Raw genomic sequence first — 11,945 nt, 5'->3', positions numbered from 1 at the left:
GCCCGACCCCAGTTCTCTGCGCGGCCACGCAGCGCATCGACAGGAGAGACCCTCGTGCCGAAGTCACGTATCCGCAAGAAGGCCGATTACACGCCGCCGCCGTCGAAGCAGGCGACCGCCATCAAGCTGACCAGCCGGACATGGGTCGCGCCGGTCATGCTCGCCATGTTCGTCATCGGTCTCGCCTGGATCGTCGTCTTCTATGTGACCGACGGTTCCCTGCCGATCGACGCGTTCGGCAACTGGAACATCGTGGTGGGCTTCGGATTCATCGCCGCTGGATTCGGTGTCTCCACGCAGTGGAAGTGACGGCCCGAGAAGGGCGTGAAGCCGCGGTCGCCTCGCGGTGAACGCAGCTCTGCCCACGGCTATCCACTGAGTTATCCACAGCGGTTTTCCACAGTGTTGAAAAAGAACGACGATCTGTGGATAACCCACTGGGCATTGACGCCGGTGTGACGGAACTACCGGTGATCATGGCCTATCGAATGCTTGTTCGCCCCTTGCCTGACCTGCGGAAACGTTGGTTCGCAGCAGGGGGCGTCTCGCTGTCCGCACACTGTGCACAAGATCCGCCACCCGCTGTGGACAACAGTGCGTCTCAGGTGGCAGGAGCCGCCGCTCAGGTGAGCTGAAGGGTTCTGAGCACCGTCAGGAGAACGGCCACCGCGAGGACCCCGGCGACCGTGCCGTACTGGATCAGCGAGCGGCGCTCACGCGGGGCGTGGACCATGGCGTACCCGATGACGACACCGGCCACCAGACCGCCGATATGGGCCTGCCAGGCGATGTTGCTCCACCCGAAGGTGAAGATCAGGTTGATCACCAGCAGGGCGATGATCGGGCGCATGTCGTACTGGAGCCGGCGCATCAGGACGGCCGTCGCGCCGAACAGGCCGAAGATCGCGCCGGACGCCCCGAGCGAGGCCGTGGTCGGCGCGGCCAGCAGATAGGTGAGGGCGCTGCCGGCGAGCCCCGAGCCGAAGTAGAGCGCGAGATAGCGGGCCCGGCCGAGCGCCGCTTCGAGCGGGCCGCCGAGCCACCACAGGCTGAGCATGTTGAAGCCGAAGTGCCAGATCGCCTCGTGCGTGAACATCGAGGTCACCAGGCGGTACCACTCGCCGTCCGCGACCCCCGAGGTCGTCTGGAAGGGAGCGGGAGGCCAGGCCCCGATCAAGACGAGGTCGTTCAGCAGCGCTTCACTCGTCCGTACGGCGATGAACACCGCGAGATTGATCCCGATGAGGATCTTGGTGATCAGGCGGGGATCGGCGGCGATACTGCCGCCCGCGAGGGTGCGGGGCCGGGCGGCGTCCGGGGCATGGCCGGTGCCGGAGCCGGTGCGGACGCACTCGGGGCACTGGAAGCCGACGGAGGCGCTGATCATGCACTCCGGGCAGATGGGCCGGTCGCAGCGGGTGCAGCGGACACCGGTCTCGCGGTCCGGGTGGCGGTAGCAGACGGGCAGGCTCTGGGCGTCCTGCGGGCTACCCACCGGCTGGTCCATCGGTTCCCCTAGGTCGTCGTCCGCGGCGCACAGACTCATACACCGCCCCGCCCATCCTTACGGACGAGCGGGGCGATTGGTTCCCAGCGGGAGGTGTCGGGCGCCCACGCGGACGATGCCCGCCTCAGCCCTGGCGCGTCTCGATCACGACGGACTCGATGACGACGTCGTTCACCGGACGCTCGGTGCGCGGGTTCGTCTGCACCGAGGCGATCGTGTCGACGACCTTCTGGCCGGCCGCGTCGGCGACCTCACCGAAGATCGTGTGCTTGCGGTTCAGCCAGGTCGTCGGGGCGACGGTGATGAAGAACTGCGAGCCGTTGGTGCCCGGACCGGCGTTCGCCATGGCCAGCAGATAAGGCCTGTCGAAGGCCAGGTCGGGGTGGAACTCGTCCTGGAACTGGTAGCCGGGGCCGCCGGTGCCGTTGCCCAGCGGGTCACCGCCCTGGATCATGAAGCCGCTGATGACGCGGTGGAAGACGGTGCCGTCGTAGAGCGGGGCCGTGGACTTCTCACCGGTGGTGGGGTTGGTCCACTCACGCTCGCCCTGGGCGAGTTCGACGAAGTTCCTGACCGTGACCGGCGCGTGGTGGGGAAGAAGCCGCACCGCGATGTCGCCGTGGTTGGTCTTCAGGGTGGCGTAGAGCTGCTCGGCCACGATCTGCCTTCCGTCGTCGTCCTGTGATCCCTCGATCCTCGCACGGACGGCCCTCACGGCGGCCCGGCGCTCGGCAACCGGCACCCGACCGGGCAGATCGCTTGCGGAAAACGCGTCGAGTACTCCCGTGGCGGGGGCGCGACACGGCGAACCGTGGCATTGTCGACGACAAGCCACCGTTGCCCCATATTGATCTGTTATTCCGCTCGATCACTTTTCGACGGCACCCGAATGCCCGCCCACACATGCCGCTCCACGTCTTGGCAGGCATGATCCGTAAAAGGGTGGAAAGTCGAATTACCGTACGCCACCGAGGAGGAGGAACCCGTGACCCGCATCGACAGCGTGCGCGCCGCGACCGGCTCGGCGAAGGACAGCGTGCTGCACGCCGCGGAAGTGGTGGCGCCCTACGCCGACACCGCCAAGGACAGGGCCGCCCATTACGCACACGAGGCACGCGTACGGCTCGCGCCCAAGGTGACGCTGGCCACCGAGCAGGCCCGCGCGCAGTACGGCGTCCACGTCGCCCCGCGCCTGGAGCAGGCCCGCGCCCATGTGCCACCGAAGGTCGACCAGGCCGCCCAGGAGGCGGCACTCCGCACCCGAAAGGCGGCCCTGCAGGCCGCCGAGTACTCCCGGCCCAGGCTCGAGCAGGCGGTCGCCGCGGCCGGACCCGTCAGGGACGAGGCGGCCGCTCGTGGGGCCGCCGCACTGGCCGCGCTGCGCGGTCAGCTCACGGCGAAGGACGTGCAGAAGCTGGTGCGCAAGCATCAGCGGCGCGCCAAGGCCGGCCGCGTCGCGAAGGCACTGGCCGTCTTCGGCATTCTCGCGGGCGGCGCCTTCGCCGCCTGGAAGTGGTGGGACAAGCAGGCCAACCCGGACTGGCTGGTCGAGCCTCCCGCCGCGACCGAGGTACCGGAGTCCAACCGCCTGACGTCGGTGGACGGCACGGACCAGAGCGTGCTGGACCCCGAGGTCCAGGCGAAGGAAGCCGAGGAGGCGGCCCGGCGCGACGAGGGCAAGTGATCTGAGCGTCGGTCATCTCCGGCCCGTTCCATACGTTCCAACACCGCCAGGGGGCGGGAGACTTGAGTTCTCCCGCTCCCTGGCGGTGTTTCACGTGGAACATCGGCCCCCGTAGGAGACAACTCGTCGAAGATCGGCCGTCTTCGAGCGTCATCGGCCACCGCTCGAAGCGGTGAAGCAGCTGTGTTCGCACCCTCGCCCACGATGACGTTTGCAACGACTTGTGTGCGTGAGCTCCACACAAGCTCCCCTAACGGAACGCACCCTTCTGATTACCTGATCGCCTGAAGACCAGCTCACACGGTTGCCGGAACCCTCCGTACGACTGCCGGCGCCCTCTTGATCGAAGACGTCCACACCTGGGCCGAAGGCGACGAGAATGTTTGCGCAAATATGCGCAACGTTGCCACGGGCCTCACGCCGGTGACACACGTCACGGTGGAGCGGGTGGGGAGAAGGTGACTGGACAGACGAAACCGGCCAGCGCCCACGAGGGTGCCGGCCGGTCCGGGAAGTGGAGCCTAGGGGAGTCGAACCCCTGACATCTGCCATGCAAAGACAGCGCTCTACCAACTGAGCTAAGGCCCCGGAAGACGAGCATCCGTCCGGAACGAGCGCGTTCCGTCGGCTACCGCAGACCAGACTACCGGGTCGCGCCCCGTATCTCGCAAAAAAGATGGGGGGTCCCGATGCACAACCACTCTCCGTAAGATGCTCGACGTGGTTCGCTACAGCGAACCACGGTTTTGGGGAAGCGATGGGGAGACGCAATGGACGCCGCACAGCAGGAAGCCACCGCAAGAGCGCGGGATCTGCAGCGGAACTGGTACGGGGAGCCGCTGGGGACGCTCTTCCGTAGGCTCATCGACGATCTTGGTCTCAACCAGGCTCGTCTCGCGGGGGTGCTGGGACTGTCCGCGCCGATGCTGTCGCAGCTGATGAGCGGCCAGCGGGCGAAGATCGGCAATCCCGCCGTGGTCCAGCGGGTGCAGCTGCTGCAGGACTTGGCGGGGCAGGTCGCGGACGGCAGCGTGAGCGCGGCCGAGGCCACCGAGCGCATGGAGGAGATCAAGAAGTCGCAGGGGGGCTCGGTGCTCAGCAACACCACACAGACGACGAGCAGTTCGGGCGCTCCCACCGTGAAGCGGGTGGTCCGCGAGATCCAGTCGCTGCTGCGCTCGGTCGCGGCCGCCGGCGACATCATCGAGGCCGCCGACAGTCTCGCCGGGACCCACCCGGAGCTGGCAGAGTTCCTCCGGGTGTACGGCGCCGGCCGGACGTCCGACGCGGTCGCGCACTACCAGTCGCACCAGAGCTGAGCTGAGCCCGAGGCCCGGTCGCCGAAGGGGGTTCGGCGACCGGGCCGACGGCTACCCGGCCGACGACTGCCCTCGGGTGCGTGGGAGGGCCGCGCCCCACGGGAAGCCGCGCGGGAGGAGTCGTATCTCGCTTCGCGGGGGAGGCAAGGGGGATGACCGCAGGGGGAGGAGCGACGCACAGCCATGGGTGAGGTCTTCGCCGGCCGGTACGAACTGGTCGACCCGATCGGGCGCGGAGGCGTCGGTGCCGTCTGGCGTGCCTGGGACCACCGCCGCCGCCGGTACGTCGCGGCCAAGGTGCTCCAGCAGAGCGACGCGCACTCGCTTCTGCGCTTTGTCCGGGAGCAGGCCCTGCGGATCGACCACCCCCATGTGCTCGCGCCGGCCAGCTGGGCCGCCGACGACGACAAGGTGCTGTTCACCATGGACCTGGTGGGCGGCGGTTCGCTCGTCCACCTCATCGGCGACTACGGGCCCCTGCCGCCGTCGTTCGTGTGCACCCTGCTCGACCAGCTCCTGTCGGGGCTGTCGGCCGTGCACGCCGAGGGTGTCGTCCACCGTGACATCAAGCCCGCCAACGTGCTCCTGGAGGCCACCGGGACGGCCCGGCCACGCCTGCGGCTGTCCGACTTCGGCATCGCCATGCGGCTGGGCGAACCCCGGCTGACCGAGACCAACCTCGTGGTGGGGACGCCCGGTTACCTCGCCCCGGAACAACTCCTGGGCTCCGACCCGGACTTCCCGGCGGATCTGTTCGCCGTGGGACTCGTGGCGCTGTATCTGCTGGAGGGCGCCAAGCCGGATGCCAAGGCGCTGGTGCAGTACTTCACCGAGCACGGCACACCGGGTGCGCCCAAGGGGATACCCGAGCCGCTCTGGCAGGTCGTGGCGACGCTGCTCCAGCCCGATCCGGACGCGCGGTTCCGCACGGCCACCGGCGCGCGCAAGGCCCTCGCGTCGGCGGCCGAACTGCTGCCGGAACCCGGTCCCGACGACGAGCTGATCGAGATCTTCGACCAGCTCGGGCCGCTGCCCGCCGGATTCGGCCCGGACGGACCCCAGACGCGCGCGCCCGGCGTCATCGACGGAACGGGCACCGGCTCCGGTGCCCTCCGCGTGGACCGGCCGGCACCGGCCGGCACCGGCCACTCGGCATCCCTGACCGGGCATCAGCAGTCCTCCGTGCCGCCCCGTCCCGCCCCGTCGCCGCCCGCCTCGCCACCCCCCATACCGGCTCCACCGGCCGTCGCTCCCCCGTGCCGTCCGCCTCGGTACCGGCCCCGCCCCCGCACCGTCCCGAACCACCGCAGCAGGGCACCCGGACGCCCACGGACCCCTCGCCCTCCGGCGGCGTCCATCGGCTCCCGAACATGTCGGACACCGGAAGCTTCCAGCTCCCCCCGCCGGACCCCACCGTGAGTACCGCCCGCACCACGGCACCGGCGCCACCTCACGAGTACACCCCGAGCACACCCGCGACCTCGCCGCCCATCGATCCCCCGTCCCCCAGTACCCGTACCGGCCCCCGGCCCCGCGGACCCCCGACACCCACGCCCGGTCCCACATCCACACCCACGGCCACCCCGACACCGACGCCGTATCACCGCGTCGATGCCTCTACTGCTTCATACACCGCTCAGAGCCAGCAGGTTCCCTTCTCCTCGCCGCCCCTGCGCAGCCCCGCCCGCGTGGCGGCCACCGCGCCACCCGCCGTCCCGGTCCCCCGGCCAAGGTGGCCATCCCGCTCCTGCTGCTGGCGCTGGCCTGCTACGCGGTGGGATTCTGGGCGCTCAGCCAGATCTGAGGCCCCCGGGAGAGAGCTGCGCGCGCCCCCTGAACGCCCGAGCGCCCCTACGAACCCCCGAGCCTCCGGCGCGCGACCACGCTCCACACCCCGAGCACCCCCAGCAGCGCGGTCCCGGTGCCGATGCCGCTCACCGCCAGCACGGTCATCGCGGCATCCCCACGTCCGCTGCCGCCGCCCGCCGTACCGCCCGAAGACGCACCCCCCGTGACCTCGCCCAGGTCCAGGTCCACCGGCACGGCCTCGAAGACGTCGTCCGGCCGAGACTCCCCCGCATAGTCGGGCGCGGACTTCTCCGAGCCGTCCACCCGCACACGCAGGGCCACGTCGAAGGGCCCGTCGCCGAACTTCTCGGCCACCTCGGACGCCAGGTGCACCACGAGGTAGTAGGACCCGGCGAACCGCATGCCGCCGAGCCGGTCCGGGCCGGCGTACCGGTTCTCGTACGCGACCGGCGGCAGGGGCGGCAGCGAGGCGTCTTCCCGGCGCCCGGCGTAGTTGGCGGCCACGTCGTCGACGAACCCGCGGGCGGGGTTGTAGAGCTCAAGGCTCAGCGCGCCGGTCGTATAGCCGCCACGGCTGTCGGCGGCGGCCAGTTCTGCCGTGGCGGAGAGCTGTCCGCCCCAGCCGACGGGCACCCGGTAGAAGAGCGTGCCGCCGGGCTCGATGCCGGAGGTCCACACACCCGGGCCGACGGGCACCGCGGAGGCGAAGCCCGAGCCGCCCTCACGCGGAACGGCGTCACCGGTGGCGGGCCGGGGCGTCTGCGAGTTCCATGCCTCCGGGACCTCGGCGGCGACGGGCTCGCGCAGCGCCGGTTCCGAGACGACGGACAGCTCCAGGTCCCAGTCGTCCGCCACGCTCACGGGCGTACCGACGCGCTCGACGACGACGTGATAGGTGCCCGCCGTCTTGCAGCGGGGCCGATCGGCGGAGATCTCGCGGGCGCCCCAGGCGGCGATCGGGCGGGCGCTGCGGACGACGCCGAAGGTCTCGGTGTCGAAGGAGCAGGAACGTCCGGCGGCGTCCTGCACGGTCACCTTGATGCCCTCACCCGCGGAGACGGCGCTGCCGGGATCGGGGGCGGCGGTGGCGGAGACGTAGGTGTCGGAGGTGGCGTCGAGGTCGAGGGAGTAGTGCACGGGCCCGTCCCCGGGCAGCGAACTGCGGTACGTCGTCCCGGCGGTGAGGGGTTTCGCGCCGGCCGGGGTGGGGGCGCCGGTGACGCTGGTGGTGTCGGGGGCGAAGCCGTACGGCCCCGGTGACCCGGCGGCCAGGGCCGTGGGCACCGGAAGGGCGGCCGTCGCGCACAGCAGCAGCGCCCCTACGGCGGCCGACCGCGCACGGAGCGCGTGACGCACCGGACGCGCCCCCTGCCGTGCCCCCGTACGCCGCCTCATCACGCGCCACCCCTTCGCCGTCTTCCGGACCGTCGCCCATCCTGCCCAGCCCGGCCGCCCGGCGCCCCCGCATTGCGCACGCCCGTCCGAAACAGCGGCGTCTAGACGCAGTGATCGGCTTCCGCAACTCGAGGACGAGCCGCCACGCGTTGCTCCGAACACACGAAACCCCGGCCGCGTCGGCGGCCGGGGTCTGTGTCGAATCCGTTGTGACGGCTCACGAACCCGTGGGCACGGAGTCAGTCGCCTCCGTCCACAGATCCTGCTCGGCGCGATCCGCCTGGATCTGGCGGTACACGAGGAGCCCGCCGATGGCGGCCAGTGCGACCAGGAGAAGCTTCTTCACCGCGCGACCTCGTCTTTCCTTGACGTAGGGGACCTCTGGCGCCCGACTATACACACCGGCCGAGACCGATCGGTGACCTGCGTGGGGGCTCAACTGCCGCCCGGCACACCCCAGTAGATGGGGACGAACCGACTCCGGACCGGAGAGTGATCACCTCCGGACAGAGGGTGACTTTGTCGGCTTCCCACCACTTTTGCCACTCTTCGCGGCTCCTGCGGCCATTCGAGTGCTGTTCATCTGAAGATCGACGCGCCACGGGCGTCGGTCCATGACTTCGCGGCCCACATACACATCATGAGGAAAGTACGCAAATCGCCCAACCTGAAAGTGAGGGGCCATGACCAGGAACAAGGTCATGAACCTGTGGACCGCCATCGTCTCCGCCTTCCTGGCGCTGTTCACGGCGCTCGGCTTCGTCTCCAACACCGCCGCCGCGGCCTCGCCGCAGACCGAGACCTCCCGCAACACCGGCCGCGACGACAGCGACCGCAGCGCGGAGGTCGCGGTTCCGGCACCGCCCCACTGGGCCTGGTCCTACGCCAGGGCCCTGCCTCCCACGATGAAGCAGCGCATCCGGGCGGAGGCCCACGGAAAGACCCCCAGCTGCCGCCACCGGCCCCTCGCGGACACCGAATCGGCCGCATCGGTCCCGGCGACCCGCGAGTGCGCCACCGCCGCCTCGCCGGCCCAGCCCCTGGTGCCACACCAACGCTGACCTCTCGGCCCCGCCCGAGCGACAGCCCCTGCGACCGCAGGACAGCAGGAACAGACGTAACGCATCAGAAGCAACACCAGCAGCACGCAGTACGGACGCAGCACAGCAGTACGCAGTACGACGCAGCGGTGAACGACGCAGAACGACGCCCCCGGCTACGGCGGACGGACGTCATTCCGCCTCGACGATGTGCCGTAGATAGGCCCACGGGTCGTCGAGATACCGACGCCAGTGGTAGACGAGCTCCAGATCCCGCCACTCGGCGGGACGCATTCCGTGGTCACCCACCTCGATGATCTCGGCGCCGGGTAGCGCCGTGAGCACGGGTGAGTGCGTGGCGCAGATGATCTGCGCGCCGGAACGCCCCAGGTGATGCAGCAGCCCGACGAGTTGAAGACAGGAAGAGAAGGACAGCGCGGCCTCGGGTTCGTCCATGACGTACAGCCCGGGCCCCTCGAAACGCTCACGGAAGGCCATCAGAAAGCCTTCGCCGTGGCTCATCTCGTCCACGGCCCCCGAGAGCCTTCCCGTCGTCTGCTCCCGGCCCAGCGCGTCCAGCGCCGTCTCCGCCCGCAGGAAGAAACCCCTGCGGCGCGTCCGAGACCCGCGCAGCATGCGCCGGCCGGCCGCCGTCGCCTCGAATCGCACCCGCGCGCCCAGCTCCGAGGGCTCGCGGGCACTGGCGTATTTGTAGCCCGCGGACCCGCCCCAGGAGTCCAGGCCGAACCCCTCCGCCAGCGCCTCGACCAGCGTCGACTTCCCGGAGCCGTTCTCACCCACCAGGAACGTGACGGGCGCGGAGAACGTCAGTCCCTCCTCCAGCAGCTGCCGCACACACGGCATCGACCACGGCCACCGCCCCCCGGCCGCCTCGCCCTCGCTGACATGCGCATAGGCCCGTTCGACGATCACCCCGTCACCCTCCCACCCACCACTGACAACGGCCTCCACGGGCTGCGGTCGCGGTGCCGGGTGATCGCGGTGATCCTGACAGAGGAGCGTGGCCGACGTGGCACGGCTGACGAGCGCGCCGTACAGGAAGGTGACGGCTATGGCTGGATTGGCGGACGAGACACGACAAGGGGGCAGGGGGCCGGACGGCAGCGCGAGGCTCAGCGGCGCGTCCCTGTTCGCCGGGGCCGTGATGATGCTCAGCGGGCCGCTCAGCATCCTCATGGGGGCGTCCGGCATCGCCGCGGACAACCTGTTCGCCGCCTCCCAGTACGCCTACCGCTTCGACCTGACCGCCTGGGGCTGGATCCACATCATCGTCGGCCTGGCCCTCGTCATCGGCGGTATGGGCGTCGTGACGAACAAGAGCTGGGGCCGCGGAGTCGGCGCGGCCGCGGCGGGGATCAGCCTGATCACCCAGTTCATGTTCGTCCCGTACTACCCGCTCTGGGCGCTCCCCATGATGGTGCTGGACCTTCTGATCATCTTCGCCCTGACACGGTTCCACACGGGCCCAGAGGGCGGTTGGTGACCCTTCTCGGCACACACGGAAGGCCCCCGGTGCCCGCCCGGGGGCCTCTCTACGCGTGACGCGTGAGCCGCACGGCTCATAGGCGTGACCGCGGCATCAGGGAACCCTGTCGAAGGCGTCGAAGCAGACGCTGCGGTCGGCGTCGCAGATCTCGGCGTCCCAGGGGATCCGGCGATCGTCGTGCCTCCTCCCGTACGAGACGAAGGTGACGGTCCGGCCTGACGGAAACCGTACGGTTGCCTGCCTCACGGGGACGAGTGCCTTCTCCGATCGGCCGGTGTAGCCGAAGCGGCCCACCGCGTTCTCCACGACGGCCAGGTACCAGCCGTCGTCGACCTTCGGCGTCGGCGGGGTGTGCACTTGTTCGACTCCTGGCCGCGACGTCGGCATGGGGGAGCACTGGCTCGCGCTGCTCTCATGCTTCGACTCGTGGGCCATCCAGCAGAAGTGCCCGGAATCCGACATCCAGACCAACTGCGCCATCTGCCAGGGCTTTTCCCGTCCTCTCAGTACCGCCACATGTGCCGCGTCGGGATGGCCGCCCACCCTGCCCGGCTCATACTGCTCGTACTGCTTCCGCAGTTCGGCGTCCGTCGACGCGAGCAGCGTCGCCCCGAGTGGTTCGCCCGGCCCCCTCTCGGCCGTCGGCTTCGGCTTCGGCGTCTGCGAGACGGCGCTCGGCCTCTTGGCCTGCGGCTTCTCGCCGCTGCCCTCTTCCCCCGTGCATCCCGCGACCAGCAGCAGTCCTACGGCCGCGCCCACCACGATCTGTCGCTTCATCCCCGCCCCGATCCCCTGATCTTGGCGGATGAGGCTACCGGTCGGACGCTCGCAGAGCCGCCGGCGGAACCTGGGTGATGGCAAAAGACCCCCGGACCGATGGTCCGGGGGTCTTTTCGCTGGTGGGGCTAACAGGATTTGAACCTGTGGCCTCATCCTTATCAGGGATGCGCTCTAACCAACTGAGCTATAGCCCCGCCGCGCTCTGCGGTGTGTCTCCCGCGCGCTGACTCCTGAACATTAGCGCACGACACGGGCAGTCCCAAAATCGGTTCTCGGAGGGGCGGGGGGCAGGGCCGGAGCCCTGCCTCACTCGTCCTCCGCGAGGGTCAGCTCGACGCCGCCCACGAAGCCCGCGGAGAGGTTGTAGATGAACGCGCCGAGCGTCGCCAGCGCCGTCGCGAGGACGACGTCGATGACCGCGATGATCGACGTGAACAGCAGGACGTTCGGCAGCGACAGGAAGGACTGCAGGTCGAAGCCGTTCGACTCGTTCGAGCCGGTGGCCTCGGAGATCGTGCCGCCGACCGTGGAGAAGACACCCATGGCGTCCATGACCATCCACAGCACCGCGGCCGCGACGATCGTGCAGATGCCCAGCGCGATGGACAGCAGGAAGCTGACCTTCATCACCGACCACGGGTCCGCCTTGGCGACCCGGAGCCGGGCCTTACGGGTGCGCGGGGTCGTGCGCGCCCCGGTGCGCGGCTTGCGGACCGCGCCCGCCGGAGCAGCGCCCGCGGGGGCGCCGCCGGCCGGCGGGTAGGCCTGCGGCGGGTGGTACGGACCGCCTGCCTGCTGAGGCTGGCGCTCACCCGGCAGGGGCGACGCCTGCGGCTGTCCGCCCCCGGGGCGGCCGGGCCCCCACCGGCCGCGTAGGTGTCCGTCACGGTTCCCCCCTGGGATC

General features: G+C 70.0%; 13 protein-coding genes and 2 tRNA genes. 6 read left to right on the top strand and 9 right to left on the bottom strand.

The features are described 5' to 3' along the window. Positions 1 to 54 precede the first annotated feature (54 nt). A complete protein-coding gene (crgA, locus tag DC008_RS17670; protein ID WP_108707800.1) occupies positions 55 to 309 on the top strand; it encodes a cell division protein CrgA in 255 nt (84 codons plus the stop codon). Positions 310 to 622: 313 nt separating this feature from the next. Here crgA and DC008_RS17665 read toward each other — a convergent pair whose 3' ends face one another. Both DC008_RS17665 and DC008_RS17660 read right to left on the bottom strand, forming a co-directional pair. After that, a complete protein-coding gene (locus DC008_RS17665; protein WP_108707799.1) occupies positions 623 to 1,507 on the bottom strand; it encodes a rhomboid family intramembrane serine protease in 885 nt (294 codons plus the stop codon). Positions 1,508 to 1,631: 124 nt separating this feature from the next. Continuing rightward, positions 1,632 to 2,165, bottom strand: coding sequence for a peptidylprolyl isomerase (locus DC008_RS17660; RefSeq protein ID WP_055621074.1), 534 nt, complete (start codon positions 2,163 to 2,165; stop codon positions 1,632 to 1,634). A 327-nt stretch (positions 2,166 to 2,492) separates the two neighbouring features. Here DC008_RS17660 and DC008_RS17655 point away from each other — a divergent pair, with 327 nt between their 5' ends. Further along, complete coding sequence (locus DC008_RS17655; protein WP_055621073.1) at positions 2,493 to 3,191, top strand: DUF5324 family protein; 699 nt, start codon at positions 2,493 to 2,495, stop codon at positions 3,189 to 3,191. Positions 3,192 to 3,706: 515 nt separating this feature from the next. Here DC008_RS17655 and DC008_RS17650 read toward each other — a convergent pair. Further along, positions 3,707 to 3,779 (bottom strand) — tRNA-Ala (locus tag DC008_RS17650). A gap of 182 nt (positions 3,780 to 3,961) precedes the next feature. Between DC008_RS17650 and DC008_RS17645 the strand changes: the two genes are divergently transcribed. Beyond that, positions 3,962 to 4,510 carry a helix-turn-helix domain-containing protein gene (locus tag DC008_RS17645; protein ID WP_108707798.1) on the top strand — a complete coding sequence of 183 codons (549 nt, stop codon included), beginning with the start codon at positions 3,962 to 3,964 and terminating at the stop codon, positions 4,508 to 4,510. A 183-nt stretch (positions 4,511 to 4,693) separates the two neighbouring features. After that, the gene (locus tag DC008_RS36255) at positions 4,694 to 5,929 is read left to right on the top strand and encodes a serine/threonine-protein kinase (protein WP_341867292.1); all 1,236 of its coding nucleotides are present in this window, start codon (positions 4,694 to 4,696) and stop codon (positions 5,927 to 5,929) included. A gap of 432 nt (positions 5,930 to 6,361) precedes the next feature. On the opposite strand, the gene DC008_RS17635 is transcribed toward DC008_RS36255, so the two are convergent. After that, complete coding sequence (locus DC008_RS17635) at positions 6,362 to 7,675, bottom strand: hypothetical protein (protein WP_244221370.1); 1,314 nt, start codon at positions 7,673 to 7,675, stop codon at positions 6,362 to 6,364. A gap of 256 nt (positions 7,676 to 7,931) precedes the next feature. Further along, positions 7,932 to 8,060: a DLW-39 family protein gene (locus tag DC008_RS35965; RefSeq protein WP_003999697.1), complete on the bottom strand. Its 129-nt coding sequence runs from the start codon at positions 8,058 to 8,060 to the stop codon at positions 7,932 to 7,934. A gap of 337 nt (positions 8,061 to 8,397) precedes the next feature. Between DC008_RS35965 and DC008_RS17625 the strand changes: the two genes are divergently transcribed. Further along, positions 8,398 to 8,775, top strand: a complete 378-nt coding sequence (locus DC008_RS17625) for a DUF6344 domain-containing protein (protein WP_108707796.1) — start codon at positions 8,398 to 8,400, stop codon at positions 8,773 to 8,775. A gap of 171 nt (positions 8,776 to 8,946) precedes the next feature. On the opposite strand, the gene DC008_RS17620 is transcribed toward DC008_RS17625, so the two are convergent. Further along, on the bottom strand, positions 8,947 to 9,687 hold the full coding sequence (locus DC008_RS17620; RefSeq protein WP_108710748.1) for an AAA family ATPase: 741 nt from the start codon (positions 9,685 to 9,687) through the stop codon (positions 8,947 to 8,949). A 139-nt stretch (positions 9,688 to 9,826) separates the two neighbouring features. Between DC008_RS17620 and DC008_RS17615 the strand changes: the two genes are divergently transcribed. Next, the gene (locus tag DC008_RS17615) at positions 9,827 to 10,258 is read left to right on the top strand and encodes a DUF7144 family membrane protein (protein WP_235073332.1); all 432 of its coding nucleotides are present in this window, start codon (positions 9,827 to 9,829) and stop codon (positions 10,256 to 10,258) included. A 96-nt stretch (positions 10,259 to 10,354) separates the two neighbouring features. On the opposite strand, the gene DC008_RS17610 is transcribed toward DC008_RS17615, so the two are convergent. The 3 genes from DC008_RS17610 to DC008_RS17600 form a co-directional block, all read right to left on the bottom strand. Then, positions 10,355 to 11,038, bottom strand: a complete 684-nt coding sequence (locus DC008_RS17610; RefSeq protein ID WP_108707795.1) for a hypothetical protein — start codon at positions 11,036 to 11,038, stop codon at positions 10,355 to 10,357. 120 nt (positions 11,039 to 11,158) lie between these two features. Then, positions 11,159 to 11,235, bottom strand: a tRNA-Ile gene (locus DC008_RS17605). Between the two features lie 112 nt (positions 11,236 to 11,347). Further along, entirely contained in the window at positions 11,348 to 11,860 is a 513-nt protein-coding gene (locus DC008_RS17600) for a DUF3566 domain-containing protein (RefSeq protein ID WP_108710746.1), read from the bottom strand. Between the last annotated feature and the right edge of the window lie 85 nt (positions 11,861 to 11,945).

The organism is Streptomyces nigra, assembly GCF_003074055.1.
Taxonomy (GTDB): domain Bacteria; phylum Actinomycetota; class Actinomycetes; order Streptomycetales; family Streptomycetaceae; genus Streptomyces; species Streptomyces nigra.
Note: the sequence above shows the minus strand (reverse complement) of the source record. Positions and strands in the feature narration are given on the sequence as shown.

Coding starts and splice junctions, on each gene's coding strand:
- DC008_RS17665 (WP_108707799.1), bottom strand. CDS start 1,507: ATGGACCAGCCGGTGGGTAGCCCGCAGGACGCCCAGAGCCTGCCCGTC.
- DC008_RS17645 (WP_108707798.1), top strand. CDS start 3,962: ATGGACGCCGCACAGCAGGAAGCCACCGCAAGAGCGCGGGATCTGCAG.
- DC008_RS36255 (WP_341867292.1), top strand. CDS start 4,694: ATGGGTGAGGTCTTCGCCGGCCGGTACGAACTGGTCGACCCGATCGGG.
- DC008_RS17625 (WP_108707796.1), top strand. CDS start 8,398: ATGACCAGGAACAAGGTCATGAACCTGTGGACCGCCATCGTCTCCGCC.
- DC008_RS17615 (WP_235073332.1), top strand. CDS start 9,827: ATGGCTGGATTGGCGGACGAGACACGACAAGGGGGCAGGGGGCCGGAC.
- DC008_RS17610 (WP_108707795.1), bottom strand. CDS start 11,038: ATGAAGCGACAGATCGTGGTGGGCGCGGCCGTAGGACTGCTGCTGGTC.